The organism is Flavobacterium sp. (genome assembly GCF_029242675.1).
Classification (GTDB): Bacteria; Bacteroidota; Bacteroidia; order Flavobacteriales; family Flavobacteriaceae; genus Flavobacterium.
This window is the reverse complement of record NZ_JAQWTM010000422.1, coordinates 1-17684: the sequence shown is the minus strand read 5'-3', so window position 1 is coordinate 17684 and position 17684 is coordinate 1. Positions and strand designations below refer to the sequence as shown.

The 17684-nt window shown below is 34.6% G+C and carries 16 protein-coding genes; 8 read left to right on the top strand and 8 right to left on the bottom strand.

The features are described from left to right. The first annotated feature begins 47 nt into the window (after window positions 1-47). From P8M54_RS15400 to P8M54_RS15380, 5 genes are all read left to right on the top strand, one after another. Window positions 48-932, top strand: a complete 885-nt coding sequence (locus tag P8M54_RS15400; protein ID WP_300288916.1) for an ABC transporter ATP-binding protein — start codon at window positions 48-50, stop codon at window positions 930-932. Then, complete coding sequence (locus tag P8M54_RS15395; protein WP_300288915.1) at window positions 926-4576, top strand: M1 family aminopeptidase; 3651 nt, start codon at window positions 926-928, stop codon at window positions 4574-4576. The genes P8M54_RS15400 and P8M54_RS15395 overlap by 7 nt, the downstream gene beginning before the upstream one ends. 106 nt (window positions 4577-4682) lie before the next feature. Then, window positions 4683-5615 carry a 1-phosphofructokinase family hexose kinase gene (locus P8M54_RS15390; RefSeq protein ID WP_300288914.1) on the top strand — a complete coding sequence of 311 codons (933 nt, stop codon included), beginning with the start codon at window positions 4683-4685 and terminating at the stop codon, window positions 5613-5615. A gap of 45 nt (window positions 5616-5660) precedes the next feature. Then, window positions 5661-6185: a hypothetical protein gene (locus P8M54_RS15385; protein WP_300288913.1), complete on the top strand. Its 525-nt coding sequence runs from the start codon at window positions 5661-5663 to the stop codon at window positions 6183-6185. A 16-nt stretch (window positions 6186-6201) separates the two neighbouring features. Next, complete coding sequence (locus P8M54_RS15380) at window positions 6202-6696, top strand: hypothetical protein (protein ID WP_300288912.1); 495 nt, start codon at window positions 6202-6204, stop codon at window positions 6694-6696. 68 nt (window positions 6697-6764) lie between these two features. Here the strand turns inward: P8M54_RS15380 and lepA are convergent, their stop codons facing one another. Beyond that, window positions 6765-8561, bottom strand: coding sequence for a translation elongation factor 4 (lepA, locus tag P8M54_RS15375; RefSeq protein WP_300288911.1), 1797 nt, complete (start codon window positions 8559-8561; stop codon window positions 6765-6767). A gap of 411 nt (window positions 8562-8972) precedes the next feature. On the opposite strand from lepA, the gene P8M54_RS15370 reads away from it, so the two are divergent. Beyond that, window positions 8973-9611 (top strand): pyridoxamine 5'-phosphate oxidase family protein, encoded by a 639-nt coding sequence (locus tag P8M54_RS15370; RefSeq protein WP_300288909.1) that lies wholly within the window; start codon window positions 8973-8975, stop codon window positions 9609-9611. A gap of 25 nt (window positions 9612-9636) precedes the next feature. Here the strand turns inward: P8M54_RS15370 and P8M54_RS15365 are convergent, their stop codons facing one another. From P8M54_RS15365 to P8M54_RS15345, 5 genes are all read right to left on the bottom strand, one after another. Continuing rightward, window positions 9637-9996 carry a hypothetical protein gene (locus tag P8M54_RS15365; RefSeq protein WP_300288908.1) on the bottom strand — a complete coding sequence of 120 codons (360 nt, stop codon included), beginning with the start codon at window positions 9994-9996 and terminating at the stop codon, window positions 9637-9639. After that, window positions 9986-10480, bottom strand: a complete 495-nt coding sequence (locus tag P8M54_RS15360; protein WP_300288907.1) for a DoxX family protein — start codon at window positions 10478-10480, stop codon at window positions 9986-9988. The genes P8M54_RS15365 and P8M54_RS15360 overlap by 11 nt, the downstream gene beginning before the upstream one ends. A 51-nt stretch (window positions 10481-10531) precedes the next feature. Next, window positions 10532-10891: a hypothetical protein gene (locus P8M54_RS15355; RefSeq protein WP_300288906.1), complete on the bottom strand. Its 360-nt coding sequence runs from the start codon at window positions 10889-10891 to the stop codon at window positions 10532-10534. 554 nt (window positions 10892-11445) lie between these two features. Beyond that, a complete protein-coding gene (locus P8M54_RS15350; protein ID WP_300288905.1) occupies window positions 11446-12669 on the bottom strand; it encodes a helix-turn-helix transcriptional regulator in 1224 nt (407 codons plus the stop codon). A 131-nt stretch (window positions 12670-12800) separates the two neighbouring features. Then, window positions 12801-13784, bottom strand: a complete 984-nt coding sequence (locus tag P8M54_RS15345; protein WP_300288904.1) for a YihY/virulence factor BrkB family protein — start codon at window positions 13782-13784, stop codon at window positions 12801-12803. A 153-nt stretch (window positions 13785-13937) separates the two neighbouring features. Here P8M54_RS15345 and dusB point away from each other — a divergent pair, with 153 nt between their 5' ends. Beyond that, the gene (gene dusB / locus P8M54_RS15340) at window positions 13938-14930 is read left to right on the top strand and encodes a tRNA dihydrouridine synthase DusB (RefSeq protein WP_300288902.1); all 993 of its coding nucleotides are present in this window, start codon (window positions 13938-13940) and stop codon (window positions 14928-14930) included. Window positions 14931-14995: 65 nt separating this feature from the next. Here the strand turns inward: dusB and P8M54_RS15335 are convergent, their stop codons facing one another. Together P8M54_RS15335 and rbfA are read right to left on the bottom strand one after the other, a co-directional pair. Then, a complete protein-coding gene (locus P8M54_RS15335; protein ID WP_300288901.1) occupies window positions 14996-16195 on the bottom strand; it encodes an FtsX-like permease family protein in 1200 nt (399 codons plus the stop codon). A 1-nt stretch (window position 16196) separates the two neighbouring features. Next, a complete protein-coding gene (rbfA, locus tag P8M54_RS15330; protein ID WP_300288900.1) occupies window positions 16197-16589 on the bottom strand; it encodes a 30S ribosome-binding factor RbfA in 393 nt (130 codons plus the stop codon). 211 nt (window positions 16590-16800) lie between these two features. Between rbfA and P8M54_RS15325 the strand changes: the two genes are divergently transcribed. Next, the coding region (locus P8M54_RS15325) for a UvrD-helicase domain-containing protein (RefSeq protein WP_300288899.1) at window positions 16801-17684 on the top strand (884 nt) is incomplete at its 3' end.

The window sequence follows — 17684 nt, the reverse complement described above, 5'->3', positions numbered from 1 at the left end:
ATAAGGCAAATCCTCTACTTACTAGATAACTAATTAATTTATCCATAATGAAACTTAAAATAAATAACCTCAGTAAGACTTACAAAAACGGCGTAAAAGCACTAGATGACTTAAATTTAGAAATTGGAACTGGAATGTTTGGTCTTTTAGGTCCTAACGGAGCAGGGAAATCATCTTTAATGCGTACTATTTCGACCTTGCAGAAACCAGATTCAGGCAGCATCGAATTTGATGGTATTAATGTCTTAGAAGATCAAATGGCCTTGCGCAAAATTTTAGGTTATTTGCCACAAGAATTTGGAGTATATCCTAACATGTCAGCAGAGAAATTATTAGACTACTTCGCACAGTTAAAAGGAATTGCTTCAAAATCAGAAAGGGCTACAATAGTAAAGCAGGTCTTGGAGGTTACCAATTTATATGAAGTGCGATTAAAAGATGTAAATGGATATTCAGGAGGGATGAAACAGCGTTTTGGGATAGCTCAATTATTACTAAACAACCCAAAACTTATTATTGTTGATGAACCAACTGCTGGATTGGATCCTGCCGAAAGACATCGTTTTCTTAATGTTTTGCGTGAAATAGGTACCAATCATACGGTAATATTTTCGACACATATCGTAGATGATGTCAAGGAGCTTTGTAATGAAATTGCTATTTTAAACGGGGGTAAAATTTTAACGCAAGGGACACCAACAGCAGTAGTTGAGACTTTAAACGGATCTATTTGGACCAAAATAATTGAAAGAGAAGCTTTAGAGGAAAACGAAAAGGAATTTAATGTGATTTCATCTAATTACAATCAGGACAATACTTTAAACATTAGAGTACATAGTGCGGATAAACCAAATGAAAGTTTTGTTGCAGCAACTCCTCAACTTGAAGATGTGTATTTTGTAGCACTTAAAAAAGACGCCGTACTATGTTAGGAACTATATTTAATTTTGAGTTGAAAAGGTGGTTGAGAAACCCCTCATTTTATATTTATACAGCTATTTTCTTTTTTCTTTCGATGCTTATTATGGCGAGTAGTCTAGGGATTTTTGATAGTTTCTCTACAACAACTGCCTCTAATGCTTTAGCAAATTCACCAATTGCTTTAAACGATTTGATCAACACCTTGTCGGTACTAACGTATTTCTTATTGCCCTCCATAATTGGGGCTTCGATCTACAGAGATTTTAAGTACAATATGCACACGATACTATTTAGTTATCCATTTACTAAAGCTGATTATCTACTTGGAAAGTTTTTCAGTTCTTTAGTAGTTGTTATTTTAGTTGTTCTAGCTATTGGATTAGGAGCGTTTTGTGCTAGTTTTTTACCAGGTACTAATCAAAGTTTATTAGGTCCAGTTTCGATAGTAGCTTATCTACAAATTTATTTTATTTGGGTAATACCCAACTTGTTTTTTTATGGAGCCATCGTATTTGCAGTGGTAACCATTACGAGAAACATTTCGGTTGGATTTATTACAGTGATTTTACTTTTATTTGTTCAAAGTATGGTGAGTAGTTTTACCAATGACGTCGATAATCAATATGTAGCAGGGTTGCTAGATCCTTTTGGGAGTGAGGCCTTGTCGTATTATACCAAGTATTGGACTGTTTCAGAAAAAAACACAAACTTGCTGCCTTTTGAAGGGGTAATCATTTACAATAGATTATTGTGGTTGGGTATCTCACTTTTAGTTTTAGTAGCACTTTATCGCTATTTTTCTTTTACTCAAACTGCTTTAACTTTTGGAAAAAGCAAAAAAGAAGAACGAGTTACTAAAAATAATTTTGGCGGAATTACGAGAATCAATTTACCACCAATTCAATTTGACTTTTCGGTTAAACAATACCTTAAGACAGCTTGGAATTTATCAAAAGCAGATTTTAAGTTTATTGTTAAAAATTGGATTTTCATCAGTATCGTTATTGTAGGATTGCTTTTTATTTTACTAACGTCTTTAACTGCCGGGGAAATTTTTGGAACAAAAACGTATCCAGTCACATGGCAAATGTTAGCATTACCGGGTAGCGCTTTTAGTCTTTTTATTAATGTGTTGACTTTTCTTTTTGCTGGAATATTAGTGCATAGAGGGTTTACAACTAGAATGAATCATTTAATAGATGTAACTCCTATTCCCAATTGGGTGTTGCTGTTTTCAAAATTTCTAGCCTTACTGCAAATGCAAATAACGCTGTTAGCAGTTATTATGATTGGCGGTATTGCAATCCAGTCTTATAATGGATTTTTTGATTTTGAAATCGGACATTATCTGTTTGAGTTGTATGCGATAAAATTAGTGCATTTTGTCATTTGGGCATTTCTAGCGCTATTCATTCAAACGTTGTTTAAGAATTATTTACTTGGATTTTTTGTTTTACTGATTCTTTCCATCGGATTAGTTTTTATTCCAGAGATTGGAGTAGAACAAGATATTTTTAGATTTAATAGTGATACAGGTTTTCAATATTCTGACATGAACGGGTACGGTAATACTTTGCCATTGTACTATTTATACAAAGGATATTGGTTGCTATTTGGACTAGGTATTTTTGGTCTTACTCTCTTGTTTTGGACTAGAGGAGTTGGTCAATCAGTACGTGCTAGATTTGTTGATGCTAAAAAAAGGTTTAGTAGTAAAACGGCTTTATTAATTAGCGCGTCTTATATTGGCTTCCTAGCCGTAGGTAGTACTATTTACTATCAGGATAATGTTGTTAATGAATACAGATCACAACAAGAAGGTGAAAAATCGCGAGTAGAATGGGAAAAAAAATATAAAAAGTACCAAAAATATGCACAGCCTAGAATTACAGATATCAAGGTTGACTTAGATTTATTTCCGCAGGAGCGCAATTTTGTAGCTAAGGGAACTTATGTACTAAAGAATAAAACTAAAATAGCTATTGATTCCATTTTTATTAATTACAACAGCTATAAAACTAAAATTGCTTTTGCAAAAAAAGCGCAACTCGTTTCACAAGACACAATATTCAATTTCAACATTTACAAGTTGGCGAAAACTTTGCTACCAGGTGATTCTATTGTAATGTCATTTGAAGTTAAGAATAAACCCAATAGTTTATTCAAAGATAATTCACCTGTAATCTACAACGGAACCTTTATAAATAATAGTTCCTTTCCAACTATTGGATATACTGAAAATGGGGAATTGAATGATGACGATGTTAGAAAAAAATACGGATTGAAGCCTAAAGAAAGAATGGCAAGCCCTACCGATTCGATTGCGAAAAAGAATAATTACATAAGCAACGATGCTGATTGGGTTACGTTTGAGACTACTGTTAGCACCTCGGGAGATCAAACCGCAATTGCACCAGGCTACTTGCAAAAGCAATGGAAAAAGGACGGCAGGAACTATTTCCACTATAAAATGGATCAAAAAATGCTGAATTTTTATGCATACAATTCAGCTCAATATGAAGTGAAGCGCGATAAATGGAAAAACATAAATATCGAAATTTACTACCATAAAGGACACGAGTATAATTTGAACAGAATGATTGCAGGTGTAAAGAAATCACTAGATTATTACACGATGAACTTTAGTCCGTATCAACATAAGCAAGTGCGTGTAATGGAATATCCAAGAACACAGGGTGAATTTGCGCAATCATTTGCGAATACGATTCCGTTTTCAGAAGCAATTGGTTTTATTGCAGCGGTCGATGATAAAGCAACTGATGCGGTAGATTATCCTTTTGCTATTACCTCGCACGAGGTAGCGCACCAGTGGTGGGCGCATCAAGTAATAGGTGCAAATGTACAAGGGGCAACGATGTTGTCTGAAAGTCTATCCGAATACAGCTCTTTAAAGGTTTTAGAGCATCAATATGGCAAGTCTCAAATGCGTAAGTTTCTTAAAACCTCTCTTGACAGGTACTTAATGGGAAGAGCGGTGGAGAGTAAAAAAGAAAAACCATTGATGTACAACGAAAATCAGCAATACATTCACTACGAGAAAGGATCTTTAGTGTTTTATGCATTGAGTGATTTCATTGGCGAGAAAAAACTAAATAGCGTTTTGAAGGCGTATATTGCTAAGGTAGGCTATCAAGAGCCACCTTATACAACATCGCTAGAATTAGTTAGTTTGTTAAAGCAAGCCACACCTGACTCACTGCAATACGTTGTTAAGGATATGTTTGAAAACATCACGCTGTACGATAACCGCATTAAAAATGCTACTTCAAAAAAACTGCCCAATGGTAAATACCAAGTGGATATCGAGTTTGATGTGTCAAAATACAAGGCGGATGACCAAGGCAAGCGTATTTTTAAAGATGAAGCTGGCAAAACGTTGTCCTACAAGAAAAAGGGAGACATAATCGCTACAACTTCATTACCCTTACGTGACTATATTGAAATTGGTGTTTTTACGGAGGAGACTATTAAAGACAAAAAAACAGAAAAGGAACTGCATTTGAAGAAATATAAGATTGATAAAATAGATAATAAGTTATCGATCATTGTAGATAAAAAACCAACAGAAGTTGGTGTCGATCCTTACAATAAATTAATAGATACAAATTCTAACGATAACCGAAGAAAGCTGTAATTTGGCAGAGATAAACTAGGGTGAAAATTTTGATTTTCACCCTTTTTATTCCCCTATTATTGATTTAAATTTTTGAAGCTGCTGCAATTCTTATTAAATTTATCAAATGAAAAAAAATAAAATTATTACACTAACAGTAAATCCAGCTCTAGATAAAAGCGCCCATTTTAAAGGTTTGGTTCCTGAACAAAAGATACGATGCGATGCCCCTCGATTTGATGCTGGAGGCGGTGGGATAAATGTTTCTAAAGCAATTTTTCGTTTGGGAGGTGAGTCGCTTGCAATATTCACCGCTGGCGGTCCTACAGGTGAAACAATAAAGGACTTGCTAACACAAGAAGGTATCGCTATAGCACCTATTGAAGTTACTAATTGGACAAGAGAAAGCTTTGTGGCTGTTGACGATAATACTAATTCGCAGTATCGATTTGGTTTTCCGGGTGCTGCTATGAGCACCTCTGAAAAAGACACAATTTTGTTAAAAATGCAATCCATATCCTCTGAATTTTTAGTAATCAGTGGTAGTATTAGTGAAGGACTTCCTGTTGATTTTTATAGCCAGATTGCTCTTGTTGCTAAGCAATTAGGCATTAAAGTTATCGCAGATACATCAGGTGAATCCCTGCACAAAATTCTAGAAACAGGTGTTTATCTAATCAAACCTAATGTAGGCGAGTTAGCCAAATTGGTAGGTGTTCCAAGTTTAGAGATGGAAGAAGTAGATGAAGCTGCAAAAAAGATCATTTCGAGTGGTGGCGCTGAAATTGTTGTTGTTTCCCTTGGACCACAAGGAGCTGTTTTAGTGACTAAAGATTCCTATGACTACGTCCCTGCTCCCAATGTGGTCAAAAAAAGTACCGTTGGTGCTGGCGATAGTATGGTAGGCGGAATGGTGTGGGCGCTTTCGCAAAATAAAAGCTTGAAAGAAGTAATCCGTTGGGGAGTAGCATGCGGTAGTGCAGCAACAATGAATGAAGGAACGCAGTTATTTAAATTCGAAGATGCAAAGCGATTATACGATTGGTTACAAAAGAGTTAGTTGTAGCGCTTTGGAGTTTAAAAATTAAAAAAAGAGCAAGATAAGATGGAACAATTACCATATCATCATAAAGAGGACATTAAAAAACGATTACAAGAAGGAACTTTTTCAGAAGTTGACGAGATATCTAAAATAATGCAATTAGGCCATGACGAAACTATGGCAGTAAATCTTTTAACTACCCTAATAAAAGAGTACAAGCAGGAGCTGTATTTCAATTTGAAGGAAGAAAAAGAGAAAGAAGAAAAAGGAAATATTGCTACAACTGTAGCCGTAGTATCCTCTTTATTAGTTGCTGTTATGGGTCAAAACAACGTTCTATTACTTTTGTTATCCATAGTAGTAGCTGTTGGAGCAGGATATATCGGTTTTCCTGATAAGCCAATTGCCGCAATAGTAGGTTTCGTTACAGGAGCTATATTGATGCCCGTTGTAGTTGGTTTTTATTTAAGTGGCCGAAGTTCTTTTTTTACCTTAGAAATGATTATACCTATGGCCTTATCCTTTGGACCTGGCTTGCTAATAAAGTATCTTATCTCAAGATATTTTTATAATGACCTTAATGATTAATTAAATTTAGATAAATATGATTGACAATTATAACTACAATGAATTGTATAAACGATTTGAACCTCAAGAAAATAAGTGTACTTATTGCGGACGAGAAGAAGTGCAAAATATTGATGAATGCTATTACATTCCTTTATTTATGACCAAGGATAGTACAAATTTAGTTGTATATCGATCCGTTAAGTTTGCCAAAATTTTAATTGGTATTCCAAGATGCTCCAATTGTAAAAAAATTCATGAAAACGCAAGTTATAAAGCAGCAATGTTATCTTGGGGAACAGCAATTGCTCTTGTGGTACTATTATTTTATAATATGATAGCATTGGGTGGAATTGTCCTCGCCTTAGGATTTATTACAGCGATTTTTATAGGTATTTATGGTTCACAACAATTAAAGGATAGGTTTGCTGTAAGTAATGACATCTATGCGCTTAAGGATGGTGCCGAGACCAATGAAATCGTACGTGATTTAGTACTTGCCGGTTGGTCACTGGAACAGCCCGCTCCATAAAAAAAAACCTGATAATTTTTACATTATCAGGTTTCCTTTTTATTCTTGGTTCTATTCTCTACAAAAGCTTAATCATTCAATTTCAAAACAGCCATAAACGCTTCTTGCGGAATCTCAACATTTCCAACCAATCTCATACGTTTTTTACCTTTTTTCTGTTTTTCCAAAAGCTTACGTTTACGAGAAATATCTCCACCGTAACATTTTGCTGTAACATCTTTACGTAAAGCTTTAATGGTTTCACGAGCAATAATTTTAGCTCCAATTGCGGCTTGAATCGGAATATCAAACTGTTGTCTTGGAATCAATTCACGCAATTTCTCACACATTTTTTTACCAATGTTGTAAGCGTTACTTTCATGAATCAAAGCAGACAAAGCATCTACTGATTGTGCATTAAGTAAGACATCTAAACGCTCTAATTTTGAAGTTCTCATTCCTATTGGTGAGTAATCAAAAGAAGCATATCCTTTAGAAACCGTTTTTAAACGATCGTAAAAGTCAAATACAATCTCGGCTAATGGCATATCAAAGTTCAACTCAACACGTTCTGTAGTCAAGTACGTTTGATTAGTTATGATACCACGTTTTTCAATACACAAACTCATAACGTTTCCAACGAAATCTGCTTTAGTAATGATAGTTGCTTTAATAAAAGGCTCCTCTACGCGATCTAATTTTGAAGGTTCTGGTAAATCAGATGGATTATTTATGATGAAAGGAGTTTCAGGATCTTTTTTGGTGTAAGCCAAATAAGAAACGTTGGGAACTGTAGTAATTACAGTCATGTCAAACTCACGTTCCAATCGCTCTTGGATAATCTCCATGTGTAGCATTCCTAAAAATCCACAACGGAAACCAAAACCTAAAGCAGCGGAACTTTCAGGTAAAAATACTAACGATGCATCGTTTAGTTGTAGTTTTTCCATTGAAGCACGCAAGTCTTCATAATCTTCAGTATCTACAGGATATATTCCAGCAAAAACCATTGGTTTTACATCCTCAAAACCAGTAATCATATTGGTGGTTGGTGCCTTAGCATCAGTCAAGGTATCTCCCACTTTTACTTCTTTGGCCTCTTTGATCCCTGAAATTAAATACCCAACATCACCTGCTGAGATTACCTGTTTCGGTACTTGGTCTAATTTTAAGGTTCCAATTTCGTCAGCAAAATATTCATTGCCAGTCGCCATGAATTTAATTTTTTGCCCTTTTTTTATCTGTCCGTTTTTTACACGAAAAATAACCTCAATACCTCTAAAAGGATTGTAATGAGAGTCAAATATTAAGGCTTGTAATGGCTCATCAACATTTCCTGTTGGAGCAGGAATTTTTTCGATAATGGCAGCTAATATATTCTCTACACCAAAACCTGTTTTTCCAGAAGCATGAATAATATCCTCTAATTTACATCCTAGTAAATCAATAATATCATCACTTACTTCTTCAGGATTGGCTGATGGCAAGTCTACTTTATTTAAAACCGGAATAATTTCCAAGTCATTCTCTAAAGCTAAATATAAGTTCGAAATAGTTTGCGCTTGAATACTTTGTGCGGCATCAACGATCAAAAGTGCTCCTTCACAAGCAGCAATAGATCGAGAAACTTCATATGAAAAATCTACGTGTCCCGGAGTATCGATTAGGTTCAGTATATATTCTTCGCCTTTATAAGTGTATTCCATTTGAATGGCGTGGCTCTTAATCGTAATTCCGCGTTCTCTTTCAAGATCCATATTATCAAGTAACTGCGCTTTTTCTTGACGAGCAGTCACCGTTTGTGTAGCACCAAGTAAACGGTCAGCAAGTGTGCTTTTCCCGTGATCAATGTGTGCAATTATGCAAAAATTCCTTATTTTTTTCATTCTATCTAAATATCAATTTCAATAATGTCATGGTGGTCTTTGTCGAATCTTGGGCGTGACGGCAAAAAAAGCCGTCGGGCTATCCGCTATATCTTTTGTTACGTTAACACTTCACAAAAGGATGCCGCTACTATCCCTCACGCAAATCACCCGAAATCACCCGATTAATTTGCAAAGATAAGCTAAAAGTTTTGATTGATGATTGAACAAAAGCTAATGATAGGCGACTTAAATGTAATTTTCATAGCAGCTTCAAAATTAACGGTTTTAAGTCTTGTAATTCGGTTTATATACCACTTAATTTTGATGACAGATCAAACAAATTATCTAAATGTATTTCTTCATTGGTTAGCCCTATGTTGTACATTTGAAAATATCAAGAACCATAATTCATGATCTAATATAATTTCTATGAAAACAATACATGAGGATTTTATCGTTATTAATGATTCTAAATATAATTTGAATCAAATAGAATCACTTGCTTGGAAAAAATTGGTAAATGGATCTGTCGAGAAGAAAAATGGTTTTCGCACCATGTGCGTAGGAACAGTCGATGAAAACAAGACCGCTGCGTTGCGAATCGTAGTTAACAGAAAAGTTGATGAGGTTCACAAAATCATCTATTTCCACACTGATAATCGGTCTCGAAAGTTTTTCGATTTACTAAGAAATAATCACATTTCACTCTTGTTTTACGATGCGCGACAACGAGTTCAAATTGTTGTAAAAGCATGTGCTGTACTTCACACCAGCGATGCTATTGCACACGAGCGTTGGAAAGCTACAAGTCCGCAAGCCCGATTGGGATATATGACAATTGAAGCTCCAAACACCAAGTCAGATAGGCCAACTTTGGGTTATGAAGAACGTTTTGCTAGCATCAAACCATCAGAAGAAGAAAGTAACCCTTTCGAAAAAAATTTTGCAGTAGTAGCTTGCGCCGTTTATGAGCTTGAATTCCTTTATCTAGATTTTCATGGCAATCGCAAAGCTAATTTTTCTTTTGAAAATAGTGTTTTAAAACAATCACATTGGGCAGTCCCGTAACCTTATATTTTATAGTAAGCAGCCCTTATCTTTTTTTGAATGTTGCATTATAAAAAGTCGTGTCTGAGGCAGTAAAATCAACTCTTCTGTTGTCTTCGTTTTCGAACTCTAAACTGTCATTTACCATAAATTTAATTTCGGTATAATTGTATCCAGTATCAAATGTAGTCATGAGTTCATACAAGCTGTCTTTTTGAATAGTTTTCATTTCAGTAGCGTAATCCCAGTTAAACGGTTTGTCTTTCCCTTTTATTCCCACTTTTTTTATTTCCGCCATGTTAGCAGTATTCAGCCGAAAGACAACCGTTCTTTTAACTGTTTTTTGAACACAATTGGTCAAAAATAATGAAAGTATAAGTACTAATACTATCGTTTTAGTTTTCATAATTAGAGTTTTTTTTAGTTAGTAAATAATCAATTCCAAATCGGCCAGAGCCTAAAACAAGATAGAAAATAGCCACCCATAGAAACCCCATGGCTGCAAGGCAATTCCATAATCCGTTTTGTATTTGTTGCATAAAAATAGCCACTAGCATAGTACAAACTATTAGAAAAGAAGCAATTCTAGTTTGAAATCCAAAAAGCAACAACAAGCCGCCAATTGCCTCAGCAAACGCACCCATCCAAGCAAAAAATACTGGTGCAATAGCGAACATTCCACCATATTTTGCAACATCATTAGGGAGCCAAAAAGCAACTTCAAACAGCCCTAAATTAGCATCAAAAGGTGACCAAGGCATTCCAAATTTATCAGCGCCAAAGTTAAAAGCAAGCAAGTAACCACAAACTATGCGAGGAATGGTCAAAAATAAATCTTGTGACCAATGTGGTAAGATTATAGGCTTGGTTATTTTAATTAAAATTTTCATTGTATTTATTTTTAGAGATTCTATTAAATAGTAATGTTCGTTTGTGAATAATTATTTGTTTTTATACGTCATTGATAATCCTATATCGCCTGTGACTTTTAAATCCACTGATGCATAATCGGTAGATTTGTTTTCGAATACTAAAGCGGTATTTCTATCTACTTTTACCACTCTACTTTCATTTGGTTTAACTGTTAATCTAGAGTGAGTACCTCCAGAAATGGGTGCTTCATAAACGTCAATTTCATTTTTGGAAACGTTTTTTAATTTGACTTTAAAAGAACCGTGTTCATTGTTTCCAAGCACAAAACTATCATTGGGTTTGATGCTGGTATTAGAGTTTAAAGAGCCAAAAATTCCGCATGAAGATGTTAAAATGGCTAAGGCCGTTGTTAGAGCAAAATTCCTCATAATTTTTTATTTAATGATTAATAACAGTGCAAAATTGCGCCATTAGTAACTATCAATCGCTTCAAATTATGATTTGAGACCACTTGGTAAGATCTAGTAAAGCACTAAAAACAATCACTTTAATGCATAGTACGGTAATTTTTTTATTTTTTTTAAACTGAGATAGCTCTAATGTTTGAGCTTTTATTTAGTAATTATATTCACATTGTGTTCTAATTGGTCGTGAAGTTTAATCGTTAAATTTAACGCTTGTTGTAGAGTAACATTGTTACAGAGTAAGTACTTTTAAGAATAAGAGTATGGAGATAAATACAAGCAAAACTTTTTGATATTAGTTTTTTAAACTTTAATACCGTAATACTATTAAACGGAATTCGCCTAAGGACATCAAGCAAATTGATGATTTAAATCAATTAAATGAAATAATCGCTGACAAGCGTCTTGCAAAAAGAGCTACTAAAAAAAAGAATAGACGCAACCGACATTATGAAAAACAATTCATTAAAAATACAATTGACCGTTACGAAGCTGAATAGACATCTAATTGATGTTATTTAGGGTGCAGTAAAGCTATATTCTTTTAAATATTCTTTTGGTGAAAACCCAGTATTTTTCTTAAAAGCACGGTTAAAAGTCGCTTTCGAATTAAAGCCGCAGTCAAAAGCGATGCCAAGTAAGGTAGTTTTTTGGTGTGCTCCAACAGCAAAGGCTTGTTTGACGGCTTCAATGCGGTAGGTGTTTATAAAATCATTGAAATTCATTTTGAAACCTTGATTAATGGTTTTAGAAATGATAGCAGCATTTGTATTCAGTTTTTTAGCAACATCCGTTAAAGTTAATTCTGAATTAATGAACATAGAATGTTCGTAAATTAAGGTCTGGACCCTGGATTTCCATTCTTCAATATTAAGAAGATTATTTTCGGAAACAGTTTCAAAATCAATATCGATGACAAACTCTTCTTCAATGGCATTTTTATTTTCGGATAATAGTACCACTTGATTTATATTGTTCGCTGCCATTTTAAAAGGAATACTGGAATAGACGGGATTTGAATAACCTGTAATAGCAATATAATACATGACAATTGAAAAAAACAGAAAATACCACCAACTTCCGGTATAAGTTTTTAAATGGGGATAAAAATAGGCCATTCCATCAAAAAAAATAGGTAACAGCAACATGATTAAAAATGCGATTAAATAGTTTTGTATCCATCTTAAAAGAATGCGATCAGCATAACTCACCACTTGAAAAATCACTTTTTTGTAAATGGTGTAATAACGCAGACTTATAATAAAATAAATAACCATCGAAAGGAGTCCTGATTTTTGATACCAACTATCAAAATCTTTATCCATTCCATCTGTATAAAAATAGTAGTCCTTGATAATGAAGGTATCGTAAGTCCATATGGATACAATGTATATTAAGTATAAAACACCGGGAATAAAATGGAACAACTGTTTTTTATTAAATCTAAAATGAGCATTTAATAGACTTTGGGTGTAACAATAAATTACTGGACCAATAAAAAACAAATGTTGCAAAGGTGTATAAAAAAGAATATCTCTATATGGTTGATTGTCGTACCAACCTGCAAAGCCTAGCATCCAAGGAGCAATGTAAATACTACAAAGAAATATGAAAAAACTCAACCAATAATTTGATTTATTCCCTGTTCGAAACCCTTTCATCAGAAGTAAAATGGAGTAGATCAGACCTTGCGAAAAAGTAATCAACAATAAAGAAGAATAAAAACCAAATTGAAATAGCATACCGACTTTTTTATAAAGATAGCCGTTTTATGAAAATTATTTCAAAATAAATTTATTTTTAAGCGTAAAGAATTAAGTACTATTTGAAAAAGAATTAATTGTAAATAAAGGTAATATCGATGCTATTTAGTTTAAATATTATCTTCTTTTTCCGATTCAAAAACTACTTCAGGATTCGGGGTTTCAGTATTAGGCAACACTTTTACTACTCTTTCTTTTTCAAATTGTTCTACGTAAACGGCATAATCTGCAGGTTCGATTTGAGCACCAGTATATTCAGTGTAAATTTTAGTGAATTGTGCACCAAAATATAATATGGCTGCGGTATAGTACACCCAAACTAGAATTACAATTAGGGAACCAGCTGGACCATAAGCGGAGCCTGTGCCACTTACATCAATATACAACCCAATTAAAAAGCGACCAAGCATAAACAGGCAGGCCGTAAAAAATGCTCCAATTTTAACATCTTTCCACGCTATTTTAGCATCGGGAAGTACCTTAAAGATAACCGCAAACAATATAGTAATTACCGTGAAACTTATACATATATTGATGGCTTCAAATACGATTAGGATCACATTAGGGAAATAATGTTTCAACCAGTCGTTAATAGCTAATAAAACGCCATTAACCATGAAGGAAACGATTAATAAAAAACTCAATCCTGCTATCAGCGAGGAAGATAGTAAACGGTCTTTTATCCATTTTAGCCAGCCGCGTTTTGGTTTTGCTTTTAGGTTCCAAATGATATTAATAGAATCTTGAATTTCACCAAAAACAGTGGTAGCCCCAATTAGAAGGGTGATACTACCAACAATTATAGATAATGTGGTTTTACCGGATAACGCGGTATTTTTTATGACATCTTGTATTTGAGCTGCTGCTTCGTCACCAATCAAACCATTGATTTCGCCAAAAACCTGACCTTGAATAGCCTCTCGCCCTAAAAATACACTAGCCAAAGAAATCATTAAGAGTAAAAGAGGTGCTAATGAAAAAACGGTATAGTAGGAAAGTGAAGCGCTTAACTTTAAGGCTCTGTTGTCTAGAAAACCTTGAAAAGTATCTCTTAGAATATGATATGCTGCTTTAAAATTTATTTTGGTAATCATGTTATTTATGTTAAGTCACAAAGCTAAAGCTTTCTGATTTGAAAATATTACAGAATTATTTCCTTTTTTTGTAAAATTGAGGTCGAACTACTCAACTTTAGAATTGCGTTTTAGTTTATTTAAAATGTTGTAATTTTGCAGAAAATTAAGCAGATGATTAAAATAGGTAACATAGAACTACCAGATTTTCCTTTACTACTTGCTCCTATGGAGGATGTGAGTGATCCACCTTTTCGTAGATTGTGTAAAATGCATGGGGCTGATATGATGTACTCTGAGTTTATTTCTTCTGAAGGTTTAATTCGGGATGCGATCAAAAGCCGGATGAAGCTAGATATCTTCGATTACGAGCGACCGGTTGGAATCCAAATTTTTGGTGGTGACGAAGAAGCGATGGCGCTTTCTTCTAAAATTGTTTCTACTGTTAATCCTGATATTATTGATATTAACTTTGGTTGTCCAGTAAAAAAAGTAGTTTGTAAAGGTGCTGGAGCAGGAGTATTGAAAGATGTTGATTTGATGATTCGCTTAACGCAGGCGGTTATCGATAGTACGCATTTGCCGGTGACAGTAAAAACGCGTTTGGGATGGGACGATAGTTCGATTAATATTGATGAGGTTGCGGAGCGTTTGCAAGATATTGGTGTTGCGGCTTTGAGTATTCACGCTCGTACAAGAGCCCAAATGTACAAAGGCCATTCGGACTGGTCACACATCGCTCGTGTTAAGAATAACCCTAGAATTACGATGCCTATTTTTGGTAACGGAGATATCGATAGCCCTGAAAAAGCTTTACAATATAAAAACGAATATGGCATCGACGGCATTATGATTGGTCGTGCTGCTATAGGTTATCCTTGGATTTTTAACGAAATAAAGCATTTCTTTGAAACGGGGGAGCATTTGGCTAAGCCAACGGTTATTGACAGAGTCGAAGCCGTGAGAAATCACCTCACGTGGGCAATGGAATGGAAAGGAGAACGATTAGGAATTGTAGAAACGCGTCCGCATTACACCAATTATTTCAAAGGGATTCATTCGTTTAAGCCTTTCAAGCAAAAACTAGTTACTGAAGATAGCCCTCTTGAATTATTTGCTATTCTAAACGAAATTCAAGACGCCTACGCCGGATATGAGGTTGTTTAGACACCGTATTAAACAAAAAATGCTACTAGATAATTAGTAGCATTTTTTGTTTTTATGATAAAAACTTATTCCAATAACTTCTTACTCACGCGACTACTAGCGATCAACGAAGCGATAAATCCAAGAGAAACAATGGTACCCATAACAATGGCCACATTTTCCAGAGAAAAAACTACCGGATAAGCCAAAGTTGGTGTAAGCATTATCAATTCAAAGTGTTGCTGGACAAGCACAATGGCAATACCTAAGGCTAAACCTATGAGTCCGCCAATAACACTGAGTAAAGTACCCTGAAGCAAAAATATTTTACGCAAACTAGGAATCTCAACTCCTAGATTAAATAATGTTTTTAAATTCCCTTTTTTATCTAAAATCATCATAATCAAAGCGCCAATTAAGTTAAATAAGGCAACAACAATGACTAAGGTAAAAATTAAATAAACAACAATATTTTCGGTATTGAGCATTTTGTATAGCGACTCATTGAGTTGGGCTCTATTTTTAACCGTGACTTTATTCTTAAAAATAGTTTGCAATTTGCTAATGATTGCATTTTCATCAGCTCCTACTTTTTCCTTAAGTTCGATTCCTGAAACCTGATTGGGTTGGTACTCTAGTAATTCTTGGGCAAGGCCTAAATCAGCAAAAACATACTTGGAATCCAGGTCTTCACTAATAGCATAAATACCAACAGGTACGATGGTACTTTTATTAAATGCTTGGTCGGCATTTTCAATGTTTCCTTTTCCGGGTTTAGGGACTAAAACCTCAAGTTGCTTATTGAAATCAAGTAATCCTAGAGAAAATTTCTGAGTAAGACCGTATCCTACCACTACTTGATACGTGTTTGGTTCAATCCATTGTCCAGTGTACATTATTTTTTTGATGTCGTTAACTTTACCAAAGTTAGTATCAACTCCCTTTAAATAAGTAACTTCTTGTTTGTCATCAAAAGTGAACAAAACACGTTCTTCAATGATTTTGGAGTACGAAGCAAGACCTTCAATTTTATTAATAGCAGCCTCTTGTTCCGGAGAAACCAAAAAAGATTTTCCTAAAACACTGTTAATTTTTAAGTCGGGATCGATATCGTTCGTAAACGAAAGGCTAAACACTTTTAAGCCACTAAAAACAGATAATACGACAAATAACGCCATAGCACCCACAATAATTCCCATACTAGCAATACGATTGATAATATTAATGGCATTGTTTTTACTGTTTGTGCGAAGGTACCGTTTGGCTATGTAAAGAGGGAAATTCAAATTAGATTTGCTTGCGTTTTTCTAGTAAATCCCTGTTTTCAATAGGATTGTCTCTGTTAGAAAGTGCATTGTTTATTTTTTCAATATAATCTAATGAGTCATCAATAAAAAACACCAAGTTAGGCACTTTTCGTAGTTGCAAACGTACCCTTTGCGATAAATCATGCTTGATATTTTTAGCATTTGATTTTACCGCTTCTAAAATTTCAGGCGCTTTATCCTGAGGAAATACACTTAAATATACCGTTGCCACAGACAAATCTGTAGTCACACTAACTTTAGATACCGAAATAATCAAATTAGATACGCCATTTTTTCTCACTTCACCTTGCAGAATGTCAACCAAATCTTTTTGGATAACCCCACCTATTTTTTTCTGTCTATTTGTTTCCATAGTGCAAAAATACTACTTTTAAACATTAAACAAACAATTTTTGAAAGCAACCTAGTAGTTAGGCTGTTTTTTGGAGCTATTTCCTGCTGTCCACTATATCTTTCCCGTCCGCTACGCAGGACTGGAAAGGATGCCGTTCCCATCAGGGCTAGGGCATAAAGTGCTACAGAAACATGAGGATTAAATCAAAAAATTGTACAACAACAACACAATGCAAAGACCTTCCTTCTCCATATACGATGCATCAGCTGGCTCAGGTAAAACATACGCACTCGTCAAAGAATATCTAAAAATTATTCTTAAAGCACCTAAAAATGATGCCTATCGCAATATCTTGGCTATAACTTTTACCAATAAAGCGGTGCATGAAATGAAAAGCCGAATTGTAGGCAGTTTGTCTGAGTTTGCCAAAGAAGAACCTTCTCAAAAAGCAGCCGACTTAATGCAAGATGTAGCTGTAGATACCGAGCTTTCAATTATCGAAATCAAAACGAAATCACAACAAATCATCAAGCATATTATTCATAATTATGCGGCTTTTGATATTTCGACTATTGATAAGTTCACGCATAAAGTAATTCGTGCATTTGCTCATGATCTAAATTTACCCATGACTTTTGAAGTCACCTTAGATACCGATAATTTATTAATCGAAGCAGTAGATGCCATTATCGCGCAGGCAGGTGAGGACGAAACGTTAACAAAACTGCTTGTTGATTTTACCATGGAAAAAACCGATGATGATAAATCTTGGGACATTTCACGTGAAATTCTAGAAACTGGAAAGCTAGTACTTAATGAAAATCACCGCTCTGAAATCAATAATTTTAGCGATAAATCCATAGCCGACTTTGTAGCGATAAAAAAGAAGCTAGTTGAAAGTTGTAAAGTGCTCGTTAAAGACAACGCCGAATTTGCGCAAGCGGCTTTAACGCTGATTGAAAATAATGGTATCGATTTAAAGTCGTTTTCTAGAGGTACATTCCCAAATCATTTAATTAGCATTCGGGACGAGAAATACAATCCAAAAAATAAAACTTTTAAAATTGCGGAAGATATCGCAATCAATAAAACCGCAAAAGACCGAGCGCTAAT

Bases quoted from the DNA above. Each gene is read 5' to 3' on its own strand.
- P8M54_RS15350 (WP_300288905.1), bottom strand. From the start codon at position 12,669: ATGCTATTTCAATTTGGTTTTTATTCTTCTTTATTGTTGATTACTTTT.
- P8M54_RS15385 (WP_300288913.1), top strand. From the start codon at position 5,661: ATGGAACAATTACCATATCATCATAAAGAGGACATTAAAAAACGATTA.
- P8M54_RS15390 (WP_300288914.1), top strand. From the start codon at position 4,683: ATGAAAAAAAATAAAATTATTACACTAACAGTAAATCCAGCTCTAGAT.
- lepA (WP_300288911.1), bottom strand. From the start codon at position 8,561: ATGAAAAAAATAAGGAATTTTTGCATAATTGCACACATTGATCACGGG.
- P8M54_RS15365 (WP_300288908.1), bottom strand. From the start codon at position 9,996: ATGAAAACTAAAACGATAGTATTAGTACTTATACTTTCATTATTTTTG.
- rbfA (WP_300288900.1), bottom strand. From the start codon at position 16,589: ATGGAAACAAATAGACAGAAAAAAATAGGTGGGGTTATCCAAAAAGAT.
- P8M54_RS15400 (WP_300288916.1), top strand. From the start codon at position 48: ATGAAACTTAAAATAAATAACCTCAGTAAGACTTACAAAAACGGCGTA.
- P8M54_RS15370 (WP_300288909.1), top strand. From the start codon at position 8,973: ATGAAAACAATACATGAGGATTTTATCGTTATTAATGATTCTAAATAT.
- P8M54_RS15345 (WP_300288904.1), bottom strand. From the start codon at position 13,784: ATGATTACCAAAATAAATTTTAAAGCAGCATATCATATTCTAAGAGAT.
- P8M54_RS15360 (WP_300288907.1), bottom strand. From the start codon at position 10,480: ATGAAAATTTTAATTAAAATAACCAAGCCTATAATCTTACCACATTGG.
- P8M54_RS15355 (WP_300288906.1), bottom strand. From the start codon at position 10,891: ATGAGGAATTTTGCTCTAACAACGGCCTTAGCCATTTTAACATCTTCA.
- P8M54_RS15395 (WP_300288915.1), top strand. From the start codon at position 926: ATGTTAGGAACTATATTTAATTTTGAGTTGAAAAGGTGGTTGAGAAAC.
- dusB (WP_300288902.1), top strand. From the start codon at position 13,938: ATGATTAAAATAGGTAACATAGAACTACCAGATTTTCCTTTACTACTT.
- P8M54_RS15380 (WP_300288912.1), top strand. From the start codon at position 6,202: ATGATTGACAATTATAACTACAATGAATTGTATAAACGATTTGAACCT.